General features: G+C 51.6%; 16 protein-coding genes and 2 pseudogenes. 12 read left to right on the top strand and 6 right to left on the bottom strand.

Going from position 1 to position 21,350, the window contains the following annotated elements; all coding sequences use genetic code 11:
- Positions 1–3: 3 nt before the first annotated feature.
- The 5 genes from MCJ35_RS22075 to MCJ35_RS22055 all read left to right on the top strand — a co-directional run bounded on the left by MCJ35_RS22075 (position 4) and on the right by MCJ35_RS22055 (position 5,778).
- Positions 4–1,917 carry a TRAP transporter permease gene (locus tag MCJ35_RS22075; RefSeq protein WP_008720272.1) on the top strand — a complete coding sequence of 638 codons (1,914 nt, stop codon included), beginning with the start codon at positions 4–6 and terminating at the stop codon, positions 1,915–1,917.
- A gap of 14 nt (positions 1,918–1,931) precedes the next feature.
- A complete protein-coding gene (locus tag MCJ35_RS22070) occupies positions 1,932–2,675 on the top strand; it encodes an SDR family NAD(P)-dependent oxidoreductase (RefSeq protein ID WP_025485252.1) in 744 nt (247 codons plus the stop codon).
- 11 nt (positions 2,676–2,686) lie between these two features.
- A complete protein-coding gene (locus MCJ35_RS22065; protein WP_008720268.1) occupies positions 2,687–3,133 on the top strand; it encodes a NanQ anomerase/TabA/YiaL family protein in 447 nt (148 codons plus the stop codon).
- Between the two features lie 131 nt (positions 3,134–3,264).
- Positions 3,265–4,788 (top strand): FAD-binding protein, encoded by a 1,524-nt coding sequence (locus MCJ35_RS22060; RefSeq protein WP_025485253.1) that lies wholly within the window; start codon positions 3,265–3,267, stop codon positions 4,786–4,788.
- A 66-nt stretch (positions 4,789–4,854) separates the two neighbouring features.
- Positions 4,855–5,778, top strand: coding sequence for a sugar phosphate nucleotidyltransferase (locus MCJ35_RS22055; protein ID WP_008720264.1), 924 nt, complete (start codon positions 4,855–4,857; stop codon positions 5,776–5,778).
- Positions 5,779–5,980: 202 nt separating this feature from the next.
- Here MCJ35_RS22055 and MCJ35_RS22050 read toward each other — a convergent pair whose 3' ends face one another.
- Positions 5,981–6,832 (bottom strand): aldo/keto reductase, encoded by an 852-nt coding sequence (locus MCJ35_RS22050; protein ID WP_025485255.1) that lies wholly within the window; start codon positions 6,830–6,832, stop codon positions 5,981–5,983.
- 248 nt (positions 6,833–7,080) lie between these two features.
- Between MCJ35_RS22050 and MCJ35_RS22045 the strand changes: the two genes are divergently transcribed.
- From MCJ35_RS22045 to MCJ35_RS22025, 5 genes are all read left to right on the top strand, one after another.
- Positions 7,081–7,485, top strand: coding sequence for a MerR family transcriptional regulator (locus MCJ35_RS22045; protein WP_008720261.1), 405 nt, complete (start codon positions 7,081–7,083; stop codon positions 7,483–7,485).
- Between the two features lie 424 nt (positions 7,486–7,909).
- Complete coding sequence (gene yyaC, locus MCJ35_RS22040) at positions 7,910–8,419, top strand: spore protease YyaC (RefSeq protein ID WP_227116934.1); 510 nt, start codon at positions 7,910–7,912, stop codon at positions 8,417–8,419.
- 59 nt (positions 8,420–8,478) lie between these two features.
- Positions 8,479–9,972, top strand: a complete 1,494-nt coding sequence (locus MCJ35_RS22035) for a LysM peptidoglycan-binding domain-containing protein (protein ID WP_240299656.1) — start codon at positions 8,479–8,481, stop codon at positions 9,970–9,972.
- A gap of 97 nt (positions 9,973–10,069) precedes the next feature.
- Positions 10,070–11,359 carry a DUF5711 family protein gene (locus MCJ35_RS22030; RefSeq protein ID WP_025485259.1) on the top strand — a complete coding sequence of 430 codons (1,290 nt, stop codon included), beginning with the start codon at positions 10,070–10,072 and terminating at the stop codon, positions 11,357–11,359.
- Positions 11,360–11,393: 34 nt separating this feature from the next.
- The gene (locus tag MCJ35_RS22025; protein ID WP_025485261.1) at positions 11,394–12,338 is read left to right on the top strand and encodes an ROK family glucokinase; all 945 of its coding nucleotides are present in this window, start codon (positions 11,394–11,396) and stop codon (positions 12,336–12,338) included.
- 146 nt (positions 12,339–12,484) lie between these two features.
- Here MCJ35_RS22025 and MCJ35_RS22020 read toward each other — a convergent pair whose 3' ends face one another.
- From MCJ35_RS22020 to MCJ35_RS32600, 5 genes and pseudogenes are all read right to left on the bottom strand, one after another.
- The gene (locus MCJ35_RS22020; protein WP_025485262.1) at positions 12,485–13,525 is read right to left on the bottom strand and encodes a hypothetical protein; all 1,041 of its coding nucleotides are present in this window, start codon (positions 13,523–13,525) and stop codon (positions 12,485–12,487) included.
- A 111-nt stretch (positions 13,526–13,636) separates the two neighbouring features.
- Positions 13,637–15,043, bottom strand: coding sequence for a sensor histidine kinase (locus MCJ35_RS22015; protein WP_008720253.1), 1,407 nt, complete (start codon positions 15,041–15,043; stop codon positions 13,637–13,639).
- 4 nt (positions 15,044–15,047) lie between these two features.
- Positions 15,048–15,755: a response regulator transcription factor gene (locus MCJ35_RS22010; RefSeq protein WP_008720252.1), complete on the bottom strand. Its 708-nt coding sequence runs from the start codon at positions 15,753–15,755 to the stop codon at positions 15,048–15,050.
- Positions 15,756–15,800: 45 nt separating this feature from the next.
- A pseudogene (locus MCJ35_RS22005) lies at positions 15,801–17,870 on the bottom strand (endonuclease MutS2); the annotation flags it as partial.
- Between the two features lie 135 nt (positions 17,871–18,005).
- Positions 18,006–18,332: pseudogene (locus MCJ35_RS32600) on the bottom strand (endonuclease MutS2); the annotation flags it as partial.
- A gap of 190 nt (positions 18,333–18,522) precedes the next feature.
- On the opposite strand from MCJ35_RS32600, the gene MCJ35_RS22000 reads away from it, so the two are divergent.
- Both MCJ35_RS22000 and MCJ35_RS21995 read left to right on the top strand, forming a co-directional pair.
- Positions 18,523–19,866: a S1C family serine protease gene (locus tag MCJ35_RS22000; RefSeq protein ID WP_025485266.1), complete on the top strand. Its 1,344-nt coding sequence runs from the start codon at positions 18,523–18,525 to the stop codon at positions 19,864–19,866.
- A gap of 91 nt (positions 19,867–19,957) precedes the next feature.
- A complete protein-coding gene (locus MCJ35_RS21995; protein ID WP_008720249.1) occupies positions 19,958–20,917 on the top strand; it encodes a 3'-5' exoribonuclease YhaM family protein in 960 nt (319 codons plus the stop codon).
- Positions 20,918–21,350: the final 433 nt, after the last annotated feature.

The raw sequence follows: 21,350 nt of genomic DNA, 5'->3' as shown, positions 1-21,350 counted from the left end.
ATAATGGAAAGAGTAAAAATACCACCCAAGAAAATGGCCTATATTGCAGTCGGTACGGTCTGGATCCTGTTTCAGTTATATCTGGCGCTGGTGTCCCCGCTGCATCCCATGCTGCAAAGCCCGGTGCACCTGATGTTTGCGCTGCTCATTGTATTCCTCAACAACCCGGCTGACAAGAAGTCAGGGAAGCCGTGGATGAAGGCTTTGGATATACCGGTTTATGCAGGCATAGCCTTTGTCCTGTACTATGTGATTGCCAATACTGCACGTCTTACCTCCCGCGTGCAGTATGTATCACCTGTTACAATGATTGATAAGATTGCCATGGTGGTATGTATCATCATACTTCTGGAGGCAGTCAGAAGGACACTGGGAACCATTTTGTTCGGATTCATCCTGTTCTTCATTGTGTACTTCTGGTTCGGGAAATATTTTCCATCCATCTTCCGGTTTAAAGGGACCAATATGCAGCAGTTCACGGAACTGATGACCATGGGTTCCAGCGGTATCTATGGGACCCCGCTGTATACATCGGCCAGCAGCCTGTTTTACTTCATGCTTTTCGGCGTATTTTTTTCCGAATGCGGAGGCGGGCAGCTTCTCATTGACCTGGGCATGAAGGTGTCCAAGAACGGCGCCGGCGGTCCTGCAAAAGCAGCCGTCATCTCCTCCGGCCTTATGGGAATGATTTCAGGAAGCGCCGTTGCCAACGTGGCAACCACCGGTGTCATGACAATTCCCATGATGAAGAAGATTGGCTATGAACCGCACCAGGCAGGGGCCATTGAAGCGGTTGCATCCACCGGCGGACAGATCATGCCCCCGATTATGGGCGTGGGCGCGTTCATCATGGCGGAAATGCTGGGGGTTCCATATAAGACCATTGCATTTGCAGCCTTGATTCCTGCCATTGCCTATTTTATGTCCGTGTTCCTTCTGGTTACATTCATGGCTGATAAAAAGAGCATGATTGACGGGGCACAGAAGGCAGAGGCAATCCAGACCGAGAAGATACTGCCAAGACTGTATCAGATCATTCCCGCCATTGTGCTGGTTTACTACATGATATCCGGCGCATCCCTGATGCGGAGCGGCATGATGGGTATCTTCACCTGCCTTATCATCAATGTCGTGAGCAAATTCGTTTTAGGCGGAAAGTACTGTGTCAGCCTTAAGAAACTGGGGGAAACCGCTCTTCAGGGAGTGAAGCAGGCTTCTGAAATTGCCGTGCCAACAGCTGCATGCGGAATCATCATCGGAGTTGTCATCCAGTCCGGCCTGGCAACCAAGGTATCCAAGCTTATAGCCAATGTGGGATCCAGCTATTTGATTATTGCACTTTTGATTACAATGCTGGGATGCATGCTTTTAGGAATGGCGCTTCCTACGGTGGCGGCTTATCTGGTGGCAAATGTCCTGTTCGTGCCAACCCTGATTGGCCTTAACATCCAGCCTTTGCAGGCAAATATGTTTGTATTCTATTTTGGTATCATGGCTCAGATCACACCGCCTGTGTGCGTGGCGTCCTTCACTGCGGCAGGTATAGCGGGGGCGGATTCCATGAAGACGGGGCTGACAGGTTTTGCGTACGCATTAGTGGCGTTCCTCGTACCGTTCATTTTCATATATGACCCGTCCATCCTCCTGGTAGGAACTCCTCTTGAGATTGTCAAGGGAACCCTGATCCTGTTCCTTGGAACATACCTGCTGGCATCCGGAATGGCCGGATTCTTCCTGGTACCCTTAAATAGGATAGAGAGGGGAATCCTGCTGGCATCCGCAATCCTAATCATCCTTCCTGAGACAATCACTGATATCATAGGAATCGCGGTGGCAGTTGCATTCTTTGTCATCTGTTCAGCAAAGAAACGGAAATTCTACAGTAAGGACAGAGAAGAAAGTAAAGTCGTGGCGTGATGGGGATGAAGGATATGTTAAAAGGAAAATCTGCTATTGTCACCGGTTCCAGTAAGGGAATCGGCAGGGCAATTGCCCTTGCACTGGCGGCAAACGGCGCTGACGTGGTGATTAACGGCAATGATGAAGAAAAATTAAGGTGCGTGAAGGCAGAGGCAGAAGCCCTGGGAGTAAAATGCCGTGTTGTCAGGGGGGATATCTCTGACAGCGGCACGGCTGCCAGACTGGCCGGCGTCTGTATGGAAGCATTTGGGAAAATCGATATATTGGTGAATAATGCAGGCGTGAACAGCCGCATCCCCTTTCTGGAACTGACAGAGGAGGAGTGGCACAGGATGATGGGCATCAACCTGGACGGCGTATTCTACTGCTGTAAGGCCGTGCTCCCCCACATGGTGGAGAAACAGTCGGGAACCATCATCAATATCTCATCCACGGCCAGTAAGACTGCCCATGCCAATGCCTCCATATGCTATGGGGCCAGCAAGGCGGCGGTCAATTCCATGACCCAGAAGCTGGCCTATGAGATGGGGCCGTACCATATCCGTGTAAACGGCATTTGCCCAGGCCCCATTGAAACGGATATGTCCCTGCAGTGGACGGAGGAATACCGCAGGAATGTGGTAAAGAAAATCCCCCTGGGGGTTCTTGGAACCACGGGAAATGTAGCCGATGTGGCTGTTTTCCTGGCCTCGGACATGGCGGGATTCATAAACGGGGAAACAATCAACGTAAACGGCGGAAGCTACATGAATTAAAGGACAGGCATATGGTTATTGACAAAACAGAGAACATATTATTTTATACGCCCATGATTCCCGCCCTCAGGGCAGGAATGGAGGCGGTCAAGGCGATGCAGAAGCTGGAGCCGGGCAAATATAAGTTTGACGGCGGTTTCTTTAACGTGCAGATGGGCGATACGAGACCCATGGATGAGGGGACCTTTGAGGCGCACCGCAGATATATTGATGTCCAGATCATGGCCGAGGGCTGCGAGGAACTGGCATGGGCGGATGTGGCGGATTTAAAGACCGTGGTCCCATATGATAAGGATAAGGATGCGGAGAGGCTTCTAGGGGATACCGGGAACCATATCCGGGTGGACAAGGGGATGTTCTACATTGCATTTCCCCATGACGGGCACAAGCCTGTATCCCATACGGATGAACCCCATTCTTTTACCAAAATCATTATGAAGATACCTGTAATGAGTTAGGGCGTGTTTGAAAATTACTTTCCGGCAGCTGCCCTAAGGAATCCACCAGAGGTACCCCCTTAGGACCAGACACGCCCTAGGCACTGGCACGATGGCATTCCACCGTGCCGGTACACTAATCGGAGGAATATATGGCAAAAAAACATGATGTTATCATTGTAGGCATGGGGCTTGCTTCCCTGGCAACAGCAGCAAGGCTCAGTGAACTGGGTGTAAAGGATATCGGTATTTACACCACTGCATATGGCGGAACACCATATATTGCAGCAATTAATTTCGTCCTGCCGGACAATCCTTACGGGGATACCATCGGGCAGTATAATGATGATATGATTCATGCAGGATATGGGATTAATAACAGGACGCTGGTCAGGGACATGACGGCCAGCACCATGGAGGGATACAATCTCCTCTGCCGCTGGGGTGTGGAATTTGCAAAAAATGAGGATGGGACTACAAAACTGAGGCATCTCTCGGGCCATACATATCCAAGGTCCCTGTGCTGTACCACTGAACTGATTGGCGTTGAGATTGTAAAGAAGCTGGTGGATGGACTGGAAGAAAATGGGATTCCCATCCACATGGGATATGAATGCCTTCATGTCCTGACGGAGGATGGACATGTCTGCGGAATCACGGTAAAAAATCCGGAAGGCGGAATCGAAAATATCCATGCGCCTGTTGTGGTGGCTGGCTGGGGCGGGGTAGGAAACCTGTTTGGGGTTTCCACATACCCTGGGGACATCAAGGGCAATACCCTTGCCATTGCAAAGGAAGCCGGAGCAGAACTGGTTGATATTGAATTCCTGGAATATGAACCGATGGTTGTAATGAGCCCACCCGGCGCAGTGGGAGAACCCTGCCCCACCGCCATGCTGGGTGAAGGAGCATACCTTCTCAATTCAGAGGGGGAGCGCTTCATGTTAAAAGTGAGGCCTCAGGGAGAAGGCGGTTCTCCTAAGACACTGATTAATAAGCAGATATGGAAAGAGGTTGACGCAGGCCGGGGAACGCCCCATGGCGGCGCGTGGGTGGATTTACGGCATATTGACAGGAATGTGTTAAAAGCCTATCCCTGGTTCTTCAACCGCCTGATGGATAATGGGGTGGACCCCAATCAGGAACTGGTGGAGGTTGGTCCTATGGCCCATAGTTTCTCAGGAGGAATCATGGTGGATGAAAATTATGAGTCCACCGTAGCCGGATTCTATGCGGTGGGGGAGGCCTGCGGCGGCGTACATGGGGCATGCAGGTGCGCGGGCAATGCAGCCAGCCAGGCCACCTTGTCAGGACTTCTCTGTGCCCAGGCCATTGCAGGTTTAAAGGCCTGCCAGCCTGAACCGGTCCATGACCTTCCGGCGGAATATAAGGAGGATGCAGGCGTATACGGAAGATATGTCCCTGAGGCAAAGGCAATTGCAGTCAAAGCCTTGGGAATCTACCGCAGGGGAGAGGAGCTTTTGCAGGCCAGGGCGCGTTTGGATGAAATGCTGTCCCAGCAGGAGATAAAGAAGGATACACAGGCGTTTCAGATTGTAAAGTCCATCCGTCTGATGGTGGAGGCGGCGTGGAACAGGAAAGAAAGCCGCGGGACACATATGAGGCTTGATTACCCGGAAGCGGATAAAGAATATGAGAAAGAATTTCCAATATAAAATTTTGCCTTTTTCTCCCGATTGTGCTATTATGTAACCAGTTCATATCAAAGGAGAAAAAGTACTATGAGAGAGACTGCGCTGGTAATCATGGCGGCCGGAATCGGAAGCCGCTTTGGAGGAGGAATCAAGCAGCTGGAACCAGTGGGACCAGGTGGGGAGATCATCATGGATTATTCCATCCATGACGCCATGGAAGCAGGTTTTAACAAAGTTATCTTTATTATCAGGAAAGACCTTGAAAAGGATTTTAAGGAAGTTATCGGCAACAGGATAGAAAAGCTTCTGCCTGTGGAATACGCCTATCAGGAACTGGACGCCCTTCCGGCTGGCTATGAGGTAACGCCCGGCCGTACAAAACCATGGGGAACAGGACAGGCCGTCCTTATGGTAAAAGGAATGGTGAACGGTCCCTTCCTGGTCATCAATGCAGATGACTATTATGGCAGGGAAGGCTTTAAGAAGATACACGATTACATGGTCAATGTCATGGACGGGGATTCAGACGTATATGACCTGTGCATGGGCGGATTCGTGCTTTCCAATACCCTGAGCGACAATGGCGCTGTTACCAGGGGCGTATGCCAGGTGGATGATGACGGTATCCTTAAGACGGTCAATGAAACTTATAATATCAGGATGACCGATGAGGGACTTTTGGCAACCGATGAGCAGGGCAATCCTGTCACGGTCAGCCCGGACCAGCCGGTTTCCATGAACATGTGGGGCATCCCGGCCGGATTCCTGGATGAGTTAGAAGCAGGCTTCCCTGCATTCCTGGATAACCTGAAGGAGGGGGATGTTAAATCGGAATATCTTCTTCCCAGGATCATCGACAACCTGGTACAGTCAAAGCGTGCAAGGGTCACGGTCCTTGGCACCCCGGACAAGTGGTTCGGGGTCACCTATAAAGAGGACAAACAGGCCGTGGTGGATGCTGTCAGGGCGCTGATTGACGCCGGAGTGTACAAAGAGAAGCTTTACAGCTGATGAATAAAATCAGGGATGGATCTCCTGTTTATGGGGTCCTCCCTGATTTTTACGTATGTTGTAAATGCCCTGCTTTTCTTCTGTTACGGCATTTCTTTTGAGAGGGACCGATGGTCTTTTATGTGTCCCCGCTGAAATGATGTGTGTATCTGTCCCGCATTATATCCATGCACAATGCACAACCGTGTATCTTCCCAATCCGTTAAAATGTCCTTGTATCCGGGTCAGCGGCATAGCCGACGCATCCCTTCAAATTGGCAATCAGCCGGACATCTGCTTCCTCCAGCTCAAAGTCGAAGACCCTGGCGTTCTCCTGGATCCGGGAAGGGGTGACTGACTTAGGAAGCGGCAGATACCCTCTTTGCAGGCTCCAGCGGATGCAGATCTGTGCGATGGAACGCCCGTATTTGTCTGCCAGTTCCTGCATCTCGGGCACCTGGAAAATCTGTCCGATGCCAAGGGGGCTGTAGGCTTCCAGCAACATGCCCTTGGAGCGGCAGTAGTCCACAACCTCCTCCTGCGTTTCCCCTGGGCAGAGTTTCATCTGGTTCACCATTGGGGGGATGGTGGCGGTTTCCATCAGGGCTTCAATGTGATGCTGCCGGAAATTGCTGATTCCGATGGCGCGGATCCGGCCGGCTTTGTACAGTTCCTCGAATGCTTTCCAGCTGCCTGCATTGGCCTCCTGCCAATGGTCGCGGAAGGCAATGGGGTTGGGCCAGTGAATCAGGAACATGTCAAGGTAATCAAGACCCAGTTTTTCCATGGTGCCCTCAAATGCCTCCATGGTCTTTTCGTAGCCGTGGGCCTGATTGCTCAACTTCGAGGTGATGAAAAGCTCCTTCCGGTCGATGCCGCTCTCCTTTATGGCTTTGCCCACGCTGTCCTCGTTCCCGTACATTTCGGCGGTATCGATGTGGCGGTAGCCTGCCTCGATGGCGGCTTTCACCGATGATACGCAGACATCCCCGTCGGGAGTCTGCCATGTACCGAAGCCAATACAGGGAATTTCCACCCCATTGGACAGCCTGTAGCAATCAGTTAATGATTTCATTCTCTTTCCTCCTGTTCTGTTTCTTGACATATGATTGAATTATACTGTATGATAATCATAAACCTTAGCGTTAACGCTAAGTCAAGCTTTTTTTGCGTTACTTTCTGTAAAATGTAATATTAAATTCGTGTTTCACCAACTAAATTCGTGATTGACGATTTTAGTGTTACACTTATCATGGTATGATTATCCTGTTTTGTGTTACTTCGTTACTTAACGTTACCTAAAATATATTGGAGGTTCTTTCTATGGGATATACGATTAAATATGTAGCTGAAAAAACACACCTTAGCCCAAATACCCTTCGGTATTATGAAAAGGAAGGGCTGCTGCCCAACGTCAAGCGGACAGAAAGCGGAATCCGGTATTATACGGATGGGGACCTGGAGTGGCTGGGATTAATCACCTGCCTGAAAAACACAGATATGTCCATAAAGCAGATCCGCGACTTTGTCAATCTGTGCTACCAAGGACCTGAGACGCTGAAGGAGAGATGTGAAATGCTGATTGAGCATAAACGTGAGGTCGAAGGACGTATTGCGCAGATGCAGCAGCACCTTCAGGTGGTGACGCATAAAATCCAGCGGTTTACGAGAGAATATGAGGAATTTTTGTCGGAAGATAAAGATTCCGGGACATCAGGGAGTGTTTGATTATTTTTGTACGCTGCCTGGCCGGAGGACAGGGATATCCCATTGGGGAAGTGGGACGCACGGCTGACGGACAGCGTACCCCGCCGGATCTTTCAGGATTCTTTTTCTGTTTATGAACACAAAAACGGGGCATACCACAGCAGGCTGTTTATCTGCTGTCATAGCAGCATTTTCCAGGCGGGCACGCGGATACTGTCAATCCGTGTGTCCCTTTTTCATGCATAATTTCAAAAACCCAAGCCTATACTATAAAAACAGCCCTTATCAGCCAATGAATACCAATTTGCACGGTAAGGCCTGACATTTTAATAAATTTCGGGTGGACAACTTGGATATGAGATTATGGAAGACATTTAACATACAAAAACGGGAAGGCATTGCCTATTATAATACACAGTCAGAATTTGAGACAGAACAGTTCGCACTGCACCTGAACCGTCTGATCTGTGAGGAAATGACGGCTACCGGTAAGGACGGGGTCATGTTCCTGTGTATTGGCACGGACCGATCGACCGGGGACAGCCTGGGTCCGCTCATAGGGCATAAGCTGCGGGGCAGACGGCTGGCCGGGGCGGCGGTCATCGGTACCCTGGATAAGCCGGTACATGCCATGAACCTGGACCTTTACGCCAGGTATATAAAGCTTCACTACCCGGATTACGTGGTGGTGGCCATCGATGCCTCGGTGGGCAGTCCGGACCATGTAGGATATGCCACCTTGGGGCGCGGGGCGCTGCAGCCCGGGCTTGGGGTATCCAAGAACCTGGAGGCGGTGGGAGACATTTCCATCACAGGGATTGTAGGCGGGGCAGGCAGCCGCGACCCGGTCATGCTTCAGAGCGTCCGCCTGTCCATTGTCATGAAGATGGCGGACTGCATCTGCGAAGGAATCTGTCTTGTCGAACGATTATGGGATAATGCCGCCATAATATGACAGAATCTGCACATGGAATCTGCTATGCTTGTACAGATTAAAGACAGCGGGGTGATTCTATGGGAGAATTATATGAACCCTTTCCAAAGCTGCCGAAAAATATTCGGCAGATTGGGGAACGGGACCAGGTTTTAAAATTATATTTAGAAGATTATGTAAATACGTACTTAAGACGCCTCCAGCCGGCCAAGGGGGCTGATCTGCGTGTGGGTCTGCTCCTTGGAAGCAGGGAGACCCATGAGGACACGCCCTATGTATTCGTGGATGGCGCCCTGGAAATGGATTCTGTTACCGCGGAAGGCGAAAAGGTGGTATTTTCCGAGGATGCCTGGAAAAAGGCATATCAGGATGTGGAGCAGATGTTCCCCAAACGCACGGTGCAGGGATGGTTCCTGTGCGGCGGTCCGGGCTGTACCTTAAGCCCGCTGACATATTGGAAACAGCATAGCCAGTACTTTACAGGCAAGAACCAGCTGATGTATCTCAACTGCGGCCTGGAAGGGGAAGAGGCAGTTTACATAACATCCTCAGATGGATTTTATAAGCTGAGGGGATACAGTGTCTACTATGAGCGCAACCAGATGATGCAGGATTATATGATCCTGCGCAAGGACGTGCCCAGGGCAGAGGCGGAGGTTGACGATAAAGTCATACGTGATTTTAAGCAGCGCATGGACGAGCGTAAAAATGAAGCCGGACGCCACAGAAGCACGGTGGGCGTCCTGTCCGGGATTTGCAGCGTACTGGCTGTCACGGTCCTGGCTGGCGGGGTCGCCATGTTCAACAACTATCAGAAAATGCATCAGATGGAAAGCGTCATCGCCTCCGTGATGCCGGAAGGAAGCGTAAAGCAGGGCCTCCTTGCATCCGCCGGAAAAGGTTCCGGTAAAACGGAAAATTCCTCCGGCAAAGGCTGGTCATCCGTGGACGAGCCGGACTATGTGATTGAAGAAGCAGCGGGCAAGGTTTATCCTACTACGGCACCGGCAGCTGAAAATAATAAAGAACAATCCTCCCCGGTAACGCCGGAAACCATGCCGCCTGCTGAGAGCAGCGCGCATCATGAGGGCGAAGGGGAGGCAGATGCGGCAGGCCAGACGGGGCAGTCAGCGGGCCAGGCAGGGCAGTCAGCAGGCCAGGCAGGGCAGTCAGCGGGCCAATCCACAACACAGGCCAGCCAGCCCACGGGCCAGACAACCGCCCCGTCCGAAGCCCAGACAACGGCCTCATCCGAAGCCCAGACAACGGCCCCGTCCAAAGCCCAGACTGCCTCGTCACCCACTGGTGAGGGAACCGCCAAGGCATCTAGGGAAACAGCCTCATCGTCCAAGGAAGAGACAGCGCCCCCAGCCACCGGCGCCCGCGCAGATGCGTCAGCGGAGACTGTTTCGGCGGTTAACTACAGCGTCTATACGGTGGAAGACGGAGAGACATTGTATGGTATCTGTTTTAAGCTGTATCATAACCTGAAGCATATTGATGAAATCTGCCGGGTCAATGCACTGACAGACGAGAACAGCATCTTCGCAGGACAGAAGCTCCTTGTACCGTAGAAGAAAGTCTGGCTTCCGGAAAAAATTAATGCGTTTTACCCAGAATTGTTGTATACTATTGCATAGATGCAAAAGAGGATTGTTGGGAGAACGTAAGATGGGCAGTACCAATTCAATGAGCCGTGAAAATAAAAAGAAGCAGCTGAAGCGTCAGATTGTCCCCTCGAATAACCAGTATCAGGAGGAAGAAGACAGCCGGGATATTGTCCATAAAGCCCATAAGCGGGTGGTGAGGAAGCGGCTGACCATATTTCTGGTACTGGTTATTCTTGCGGCTGTGGTGGCCTTAGTGCTGCTCAGGTATGACCGCTATCACCAGTTTACGGATTATCAGGTCATATGGGAGAAAAATCTGATCAGTGAAGCCCAGGAGGCAGCTGTCCAGGGGGAGGGAAGCTTCTGCGGGTATATGGATTTTGGGGACGGTGTGCTTAAGTACACCAAGGACGGGGCCTCTTATCTGGATGCCCAGGGAAAGGTGGTCTGGGTACAGAGCTATGAGATGAAGACGCCCATGGTTTCCATTAACGGCGAGTACGCTGCAATCGGGGACCAGCAGGGCAACAGCATTTACATATGTAATAAGGGCGGACCCGTGGGAAAGGCCACCACGCTCCTGCCAATCCTGCGTGTGACGGTGTCGGCCAAGGGTATGGTAGCCGCTTTGCAGGAGGACTCCAAGGCCAGTTACATTTACTTTTATAAAAAGGATGGAAGCGCCCTTGATATCAATGTAAAGTCCCTGCTTTCCGGGGACGGGTATCCAGTGGACTTAAGCCTGTCCCCCAATGGTACCCAGTTAATTACCTCCTACATGTATCTGGACCAGGGAATCATCAAGTGCAAGATTGTTTTCTACAATTTCGGACTGGGTAAAAATGACCCCAGGAGGGTGGTGGGGATTTTCTTCCCCCAGGACCTGAATGATGCCATGGCGGGAAGGGTCAGGTTCCTGGATGAAAGCCATGCCGCTATATTTACGGATAAGGGCATCCAGCTTTTCTCCACCAGGGTGGAAACTTCGCCGGAGTCCGTGAACCAGATTCCCATAACCGAGGAAATCCGCAGCATTGCGTATACAGAAGACCATATAGGTCTTGTGACGGATAATGTGGAAGGGCAGGACCCATACAGCCTGAAGATATATGACAAAGAAGGCGCCCTTGTGTTTGAGAGGACGTTTAATTACCAGTACACTGGATTTGATATAGACGGAGGCCTGGTGTTATTGTATAATGATAGTTCCTGTAAGGTATTTAATATGACAGGGACGGAGAAATATAATGGGACATTCGATTTCACGGTCAATAAGGTTTCGGCAGGCAGGTTCCCTGGAACACTTCTTGTGATGGGACCGCAGATGATGATGGAAATCAAGCTGCAATAGCAGTATAAATATGAATGGAAAGGAAGTATATACCATGGGGATGAAATGTATCGGAGTTGACGTTGGAGGCACATCTGTAAAGATTGGGCTGTTTGAAGTGACCGGAGAACTGCTTGACAAGTGGGAAGTAAAAACCCGTAAGGAAGAAGGCGGCAGCCATATCCTGCCGGATGTGGCGGACTCCATCAGGGAGAAGATGGCGGCAAAGGGCCTTGACCTTAAAAAGGACCTGGCAGGTGTCGGTTTAGGTGTGCCGGGACCGGTGCTTCCCGACGGATACGTGGAGGTATGTGTCAACCTGGGATGGCATGGCCTGAATCCCCAGGTGGAACTTAGCCGTCTGCTGGACGGGATTCCTGTGAAGAGCGGCAATGACGCCAATGTGGCTGCCCTTGGAGAGATGTGGCAGGGCGGAGGCAAGGGCTATAAAGACCTGGTAATGGTGACCCTGGGAACCGGCGTCGGCGGCGGTGTGATCATGGATGAGAAAATCGTTGCAGGAAGACACGGACTGGGCGGGGAGATTGGCCATATCCACGTGCGCGACGAGGAGTGGGAGCACTGCAACTGCGGCGGAGTGGGATGTGTGGAGCAGATCTGTTCCGCTACCGGTATTGCCAGGGAGGCAAGGAGGAAGATGGCTGCCAGTGATAAGCCGTCTGCCCTGAGGCAATACGGTGAGTCGGTGACAGCGAAGAACGTGCTGGACGCTGCCAAGGACGGGGATGAACTGGCCCTGGAGGTAATGGACGTGGTGGGACGCTACCTGGGTCTGGCCCTGTCCATGGTGGTCATGACCGTGGATCCGGAGATATTTGTGATTGGCGGCGGAGTTTCCAAGGCAGGACAGTTCCTGATTGACGTTGTACAGAAGCACTATGACTATTTTACCCCCATTTCCAAATATAAAGCCAAGCTGGGCCTGGCGACTCTGGGCAATGATGCCGGAATCTATGGGGCGGCCAGGCTGTTGCTGTAGGGAAGGCTGCCTCTGTTAAAGGATAATCATAAAAGCTCTGTCATTGGCTGGTAATCAGTAAATACCAGTTGATGACAGAGCTTTTTAATAATTATACATAAATACCGTTGATGCCAGACAGTCCCGATGACTTATGCAGCCTGTGCTTATGCTCCGGGCACCCATGCCCCGGATGCATCCACCCAGCAGTTATCAGGTGTCCGCGTATTGGCGTACATGGCGCCGGTTGCAGGGTCAAGGTAATAGGACTTGCCGTCAAGCTCAATCCATCCGGTTGCCATATATCCCTCGGCGTCAAAGTAGTACCACTGGCCGTTGATATCCTTCCAGGTTGAGGTGGGACAGGAGCCGTCAGCATTGCGCCACCACCATCGGATGCCGTCAGCCGCCAGCTGCCAGCTGCCGCCGTCAGGAACCGAAGCCTGAGGGGTATTGCCCATGGCGATGATGTCAGCTTCATTGACCGCCCAGGAACCGGATGTGGTCCAACTGCTCTTGGCGCTGTTGCTGGATTTGACCGAGCGCACCTTGAAGCGGTAGGTTCCGGGAGTTGTAATCTGCTCTGCAAAGTTATAGGAAGTATCATATATATCTTTAATGTCTCCTGTGGCAGAGTCATCCTTAATCAGCTGCACCTGATAGTACTTGGAAGATGAGACCGGATTCCAGGATCCCATGCCGTTTCGGGCGTCATCCCAGTTAAGACCGGACGGCGCTGTTGCCGAACTGGTGTCCGCATCCTTGTCAAATACAAGCTGGATGGTCAGGATAAGGGTTGAATTGCTGTCCTTGCGCTTTGCGTCCACGAACTTAATCTTGTCAAAACGGTATTTGCTGGAGGAACCAAGGGTCAGCTTGAAGCTGCTGGACGAAGTGCTTGCAAAATAATATTCCTCTTCATCCTCCACACCAAGGATGATATCAACCTCAGGCGGATTGGACCTGGACCAGGAATCCCCGTCATCATTGGTCACTTCCCAGGAGTCTACATAGTAGCGGTCCGTATTATCTCCGGTGGGGGTTACCTCAACGTCCCCTCCTTCCCGTCCGGTCCGTATATCGGAGTCAATGGTAAGGCTGATCTTGCCGACCTTTGTTTTGCTTGCCGCCATGGCCATTGGTGCCATTGATGAGGAAAGCAGGGATGCAATCAGGAGCGCGCTGGCTGCTTTTTTCCATGTAATCATATCTTTCCTGTCCTTTCTTTAAATAATACTTCTGATTCCTGATACATGTATGTGATACATATTCCTAATTATAACTATAGCACAATATGGAAGGAAATGTCTTACGATATTTTAAAGGTTTGTGGAACGGGGAAGGGAGAAAATGAATTCCGTCCCAACGCCTTCCGTACTGACCACATCGATATTCTCCCCATGGGACTGGACGATTTCTTTTACAATGGAAAGGCCAAGCCCGGTCCCCTTTTTATCCTTGCCCCTGGAAAGGTCTGTCTTATAAAAACGTTCCCAGATTTTTTTCTGGCTGTCTTTGGGAATCCCGATTCCCGTATCCTTGACTGAGACAAATATCTTCTCATACCGTCCCGATGCCTGGATGTAGATGGTGGAGTTGTGGTGGCTGAACTTGATGGCATTATCAATCAGGTTGTACAGGACCTGCTGGATTTTGCCAAGGTCCGCGTAAACCATCTGGATGCTGTCTGAGAATGTCAGGTCAAAGCTGATGTTCTTGGCATCACATGTGCCTTCAAAGGAAGCAGCCGTGTCCTTGATGACCCGGTTGATATCAAAATTCGTCCTGGACAGGTATCCCTTGGCGTCCAGGGAGTTGAGGGTGAGCATGCTTTCCGTCAGTTTGTGGAGCCGCTTTGTCTCGGAGATGACCCTGGACAGGTATTTTTCGTACATGTCCTCAGGTATGGTGCCGTCCAGGATGGCTTCCAGATATCCCTTGATGGAGGTCAGGGGCGACCGGAAATCGTGGGATACATTGGCGATGAAGTTTTTCTGATACTCCTCCATCTTGTTCAGCTCGTCCGACATATAGTTCAGTGTATCGGCCAGGTAACCCACCTCGTCGTGGGTTTTAACATTAATCCTGTACTCCAGGTTGCCGGCCGCGTATTCGTTGGCTCCAACGGTAATCTTGCGCAGGGGCAGGTAAACGGTCTGGGTAAATACCAGGAGGATGATTAACGAGAGGGCAAATACAATGGCGGACGTGATATAAAGTATGTTCAGGATATCATTCTGGGACTGGGTGATCTGGCTTAATGGAAGATGGATCAGAACATAGCCGTAGGTATTGTAATTCCCGGTAATGGGTGCGGAAACGCTGAGGACATTTTCATTAAACATCCCGTAAAACCTGCCTGTGGTATAGGAACGGTTCCCCATGGCCGCAGGATCGAAATTGCTGATGTCTGTCTGGACCCTTGATCCGCCCTGGCTGTCCATGACAATGGTGCCCTGGCGGTTGACCACCCATATCTCAGCCCTCAGGTACTTGGAAAGGGCGCGTATCTGGGAGGTGACCTCCTCGGAATCCATGCGCTTGCCCTGGTACATGGTGCTGCAGGAGGATGCTATGATATTGGCTTCATCGTACATGGCATCCGCCTGGTATCTGACCAGATAGTCACGGGTCATTTTCGAGGAAAATGTGGCAATGGTGATGAAACCCAGAAGTCCAAATATCAGGTATCCCAGTATGAATTTGGAATATAAGGAACGGGTCATCATCTTACCTCTTTACTTCGAATTTGTAGCCAATCCCCCATACTGTGGTGATGGCCCAGTTGGTGTGGTCTTTAATCTTTTCACGGAGACGTTTGATATGTACGTCCACGGTGCGGGTATCGCCGATGTACTCATAGCCCCAGATATGGTCTAAAAGCTGTTCCCTGGTGAATACCTGGTTGGGGGAAGATGCCAGGAAATAAAGGAGTTCCAGTTCCTTTGGCGGCATTTCCACGGAGTGTCCGTTGTAGATGACCGAATAATTGGTCAGGTTTACGATTAAATCAGGATATTCCACGTACTCACCCTGCTGTGTGCTGGATGGCGCGGGTGCGGGCGCTGCCTGGTAGCGGCGCAGCACTGCCTTTACGCGGGCAACCAGCTCCTTGGAGTCAAAGGGCTTGATCATATAGTCGTCAGCGCCCAGTTCCAGGCCAAGGACCTTATCGAATATCTCGCCCTTGGCTGAAAGCATGATGACGGGTACCTGGGAGCCGGAGCGCAGTTCCCGGCAGACCTGATATCCATCCATGCCGGGCAGCATCAGGTCTAAGAGTACCAGGTTGGGCTTGAACTCAGGGAATACCCTGAGCGCTTCCTCGCCGTCGCCTACAATCATTGTTTCATAACACTCTTTCATCAGGTAGAGGGAGATTAATTCTGCAATATTTGCATCATCATCCACTATCAGGATTCTCTGCTTCTCTGCCATGTTCCATTCCTCCTATAGCTGTTGTTAGTCTGTGTGGGCCGGTAATTATTTGAACGTGACAACGGTCACACCTGAATCGCCTTCGCCAAACTGGCCCAGGCGGAATTCCTTTACGTATTTTAACTGACGCAGACGTTTGTGCACCGCGTTTTTAAGGGCGCCGGTACCCCGTCCGTGAACCACCCGCACACTTGGCAGATGGGCCAGATAGGCGTCATCCAGGTACTTTTCCATCACGGGAAGGGCCTCGTCCACGGTCATCCCAATCAGGTTCACCTCGGTTGAGATGGTGGCGGATTTGGAGACCTTGATCTGGCTGCTGCCGCTGCCCTTGCCTTTGGCAGGGGACTTGCCTCCGTAGCTGATGGAGGAGCCGTCGCCTAAGGTGGCGTTTATGTCTTTCTCATTCAGAAGTTCCAGGTCCCGTATGTTTACCAGGGACCGGAGGATACCCATCTGGACGTAGAGGTCGCCTTTTGCATTGGGCAGGGTGCTGACCGTGCCCTTTAAGTTCATGGACAATACCTTCACGCCGTCGCCAATCTTTAACTTCTTCGGGGAGATGGGCTGGCTTGGCCCCTTGGCCTTTACCGCCAGTTTATCGTCCGTCTTCTTGAGCTGGTCCCGCAGCCTGGAGCGCTGTTCTTCCAGTTCCTTGTTGATGCCTGCGCCTGCCGTCAGTTTATTAATCTGCTTGATGGTCTGGTCCGCTGTCTCCTTGGCTTCCCTGAGAATCCTCTGGGCTTCCTCGGTGGCACTGCGGATGACCTTGTCCTTGCGCTCATCCAGCCGTTCTTCCTTCTGGGTAAGCCTGGATTTAAGCTTGGCAATCTCGTCTTTATAGGCATTGATTTCAGCCTGTTCCTTTTCAATGGTAAGGCGGCTTGATTCCAGGCTGGTCAGCAGGTCCTCAAAGGACACGTCCTTGGCTTCCAGATGGTTCCTGGCTTCATCGATGATATAGTCGGGAAGCCCCAGCTTGCTGGAAATGGCAAAGGCATTGCTCTTGCCGGGAACGCCGATTAACAGCCGGTAGGTGGGCTGCAGCGTCTCCACGCTGAATTCACAGCATGCATTCTCCACACCGGGCGTGGTCAGTGCAAATACCTTCAGCTCGCTGTAGTGGGTGGTGGCCATGGTGCGGCACTTCATGTTGTGCAGGAAGGTAAGGATGGCGATGGCCAGGGCCGCGCCTTCCGTGGGGTCTGTCCCGGCTCCCAGCTCATCAAACAGACAGAGGGAACGGGAATCCGCTTCATTTAAAATACGGACCGTGTTGGTCATATGGGCGGAGAAGGTGCTGAGGCTCTGCTCAATGCTCTGCTCATCGCCGATATCTGCAAATACCTCGTCAAATACCGCCAGCTCCGAGCCTTCCCAGGCCGGGATATGAAGACCTGCCTGGCCCATGAGGGTGAAGAGTCCCACTGTTTTGAGGGATACGGTCTTGCCGCCCGTATTGGGTCCTGTCACGATCAGCAGGTCGAAGTCCCTGCCCAGCCATATGTTGATGGGCACCGCTGTCTGCGGGTTCAGGAGGGGATGGCGTCCGTCCTTGATGTGGATATATCCCCTGTCATTGAACACAGGCGCGCTGCACTTGTAATGGCGTGCCAGCCCGGCTTTTGCAAAGATAAAATCCAGCTGCGCCAGCAGTTCCTGGTTCATCCGGAGTTCCTCGCAGTAAGGGGCCGCCTGGTTGCTCAGGGACGCAAGGACAGCCTCGATTTCCTTTTGCTCCTGGATTTCCAGTTCGCGTATCTCATTGTTCAGCTTTACAATAGCCATGGGTTCTATGAACAGGGTGGAGCCGGTAGAGGACTGGTCATGGACCATGCCGGACACCTGGTTTTTGTATTCTGACTTGACAGGAAGGCAGTAACGCCCGTCCCTCATGGTGATGACCGCGTCCTGGAGATAGGAACGGTTAGAATTGAGAATGGAATTCAGCTGCGTATGGATACGGTCCGCAGCCACCTTCATGGAACGCCGCACATGGGATAATCCCGGGCTGGCGTCATCGGCAATCTCATCTTCGGAGAGGATACAGCGCTTGATCTCATTGTTTAACGGGGTTAAAGGCTCTAGACCGGCAAATAGTGGCTCCAGGGAGTCGTAGTCATCCTCCGGGGCATTGCTGTCCGGGGTGCCGGCGCCGGTGTTCTGGCCGGCTGTGTTCCTGCTGCCGGCGCCATCCTTGCCGCCTGTTGTGTTCCTGTTGGCGGCACCACTCCTTGTATCCTGTTCGGCTTCATGTCTGCCATATGCCTTAGCCCTGGCAGCGGCTGTAAGGTTGGAACTGATGGCAAGCAGTTCATGGATGCCAAGGGAGCTTCCAATCTCCAGACGTTTTAAAGAATCCCCGATATCCCTTACGCCGGAAAATGACGTGGAACCCTTGAAACGGATTCTTGTCACCGCATCCGTGGTCTGGGCCTGCCATGTGCGGATTTCCTCAAGGTCAGAGGAAGGGGTAAGGCTGCGGCACAGCTCCTTGCCCAGCGGGGACGCCGCATATTCAGTTAACTGGTTGATTATCTTATCGTATTCTAACGTTTTTAATGCTTTCTGATTCATTGATTTCACCTATGATTTACGTATAAATGCTGGATTAATAAGGGCCTTTTTCCAAAAGGCGACATTTAAATTATACCATAAAAAATGATATTTACTATCTTTTTTACTATCTTTTCATATATAAAATCTTGCATAATAACTGGAAGAAACGTATAATAGAGAATAAGATTCTTCGCAAGGGAGGAGTACCATGGCGGATAAACGTGCAGATCAGCATCCGAATAAGAACCAGCAGGACCGTGAGCCGGACAAGTCCCACCGGTTCATCAACGAGAAAATCGTCCGTCAGCCCATGTCCCGGCGCCAGATTGCCAGGAAGATCCTTCTGACTGTTTTTTGTGCCATGCTGTTTGGGGTGCTGTCAGCCGTCTGCTTTGTGGTCAGCCGCCCGGTGGCGGAGCGTTTCCTGGGACAGGAGACGCCTGAGGAGAGCAGCCAGATTACCATTCCCAAGGACAACCCTGAGACTACCCAGGCTACCGTGTCACAGGTACCGTCCACAGAGGTTCCCGCCCAGACGGAACCGGTGGATGTACTGGTCCGCAGTGCAATCGAGAAGTACAACTATTCCGTAGACGATCTGAATAAATTATATAGTAACCTGCGTACCATTGCGGTGGATGCAGATGACAGCCTTGTGGTAGTCCATTCCATACAGCATGAAAAGGACTGGTTTGACAACCCCATTGAGACATCCGGACAGTTTTCCGGCATCATCATTGCCAGGACACGCTCTGAAATCCTGATACTGACGCCGGAGAAAGCAGTGGAAGCCGCGGACTCCATTGAGGTAGCGTTCCCGGACAGCACCATGATGGCCGGAACCGTGAAACAGAGCGATACCATTACAGGACTGGCCGTGGTAAGCGTGGATGCGGCCAAGATGGACAGCGAACAGTTCAAGAAGGTGGAAGCAATTGAACTGGGGAATTCCTATGGGGTGAAGCAGGGGGACATCGTGATTGCGGTGGGCGCTCCGGCGGGAATCGTACACTCCAGCGATTACGGCAACATTTCCTATGTCGTGCGCAATGTGCAGACCGTGGACGGCAATTCCAGGATTTTCTATACGGATGCCAACGGGGACGCCGGCGCGGGAACATTTTTACTGAATATCTCAGGAGAACTGGTTGGCTGGGTCACGGACAAATATGACGAGGACGGGGTCTGCAAGATGACCACGGTGGTGGCCATATCAGACTACAAGGGAATTCTTGAGCGGCTGAGCAACGGAATCCCGGCCCCGTATTTTGGAATCAAGGGGCAGGAAGTGAGCCAGGCCATGGAAGAAAGCGGCATGCCTCATGGCATATATGTTACTGCTACCGTCACGGACGGGCCAGCTTACAACGCGGGCATACAGGCAGGGGATATCATTACCTGGATGAACGGGGAACAGGTGGGGAACATGAAGGATTTCCAGAACCTGGTGGAAAAACTCCATTCCGGGGATAAAATCAAGGTGGCAGTCCTGCGCAGCGGGAAAGATGAGTACAAAGAAATTGAGTTTTCGGTAACAATCGGAGCCAGGTAGTTTTTAACGCCTGGCTGCGTTATTGTAATGAGCACCATAAACAGAATAAGGGTTTATGGGCCAACATATTAGAAAGATGAGGAAGTAAAGGATGAAATACATCGACACCTTCAGGGAAGGCATGCACATTGCGGATGTGTACCTGTGCAAAAACAAGCAGATTGCGATGACCAAGAATGGAAAGGAATACGGCAATCTGGTGCTTCAGGACAAGACAGGAACCATTGACGCCAAAATCTGGGATTTGGGTTCACCTGGCGTAGGTGATTTTGAGACCATGGATTATGTGCATGTGGAAGCGGACATCACGCTGTTCCAGAATTCCAACCAGATGAATATCCGCCGCATACGAAGGGCGCAGGAAGGTGAATACGTGGAGGCGGACTATCTGCCGGTATCCAAGAAGGATATTAAGGAAATGTACGGGGAGCTGCTTCACTGCATAGAGACCGTGAAGAATCCATATCTTCAGAAGCTGTTAAGCATTTACTTTGTGGACAGTCCGGCATTTGCAAAGGCATTCCAGTTCCACTCCGCTGCCAAGAGCGTCCATCACGGTTTTGTGGGCGGGCTTCTGGAGCATACGCTGAGCGTCACAAAGATGTGTGATTACTATTCATCCTGTTATCCGCAGCTTAACAGGGATCTGCTGCTGACGGCGGCCATTTTCCATGATATAGGCAAGACCAAGGAACTGTCACGTTTCCCGGAGAATGACTATACGGATGACGGCCAGCTTCTGGGGCATATCATAATCGGCACGGAGATGGTGAGCAAAGGCATACGCGCCATTCCGGGATTCCCGGAGGTGCTGGCCGTGGAACTGAAACACTGTATCCTGGCCCATCACGGGGAGCTGGAGTACGGTTCGCCCAAGAAACCGGCGCTGTTGGAAGCCCTGGCACTGAACTTTGCCGACAATACGGATGCAAAGATGGAAACCATGATTGAAGCGCTGAACGCCGGTAATCCGGGTTCTGATAATAAGGGGTGGCTGGGGTATAACCGGCTGCTGGAGACCAATATCAGGAAGACTTCGGAATCCGTGTGATGGATTCCGGGTGTTGTGGAAAAGCGCGGTCCGATGGGCTGGCTGGGTGATGATTGCGGGCTGGATCGCGGAATGAAATGTGGAATGATTTATAAAGGCTGAAAACTTATGGGGCAGATGGTATGGACGGAAGGATATATCGGTGCGCGGAGGGTTTTCAGCTTTTTTGGATGTTGGGGTGCGGGGGCGATGGGGAATTGTGGTTGGTGTGGTTGGTGGGTAGTGTAGGGACTGCGGGTAGTGTGGGGATTGCGGGTAGTGTGGGGACTGTAGGTAGTGTGGGGATTGCGGGTAGTGTGGGGACTGTAGGTAGTGTGGGGACTGTAGGTAGTGTAGAAATTGCGGGTAGTGTAGGGACTGTGGGTAGTGTAGGAATTGTGGGTAGTGTAGGGACTGTGGATAGTATAGGGATTGTGGGTAGTGTAGGGACTGT

The organism is Enterocloster sp. OA13 (assembly GCF_022440595.1).
GTDB lineage: Bacteria > Bacillota > Clostridia > Lachnospirales > Lachnospiraceae > Enterocloster > Enterocloster hominis.
This window is presented reverse-complemented; position numbering and strand designations above follow the sequence as displayed.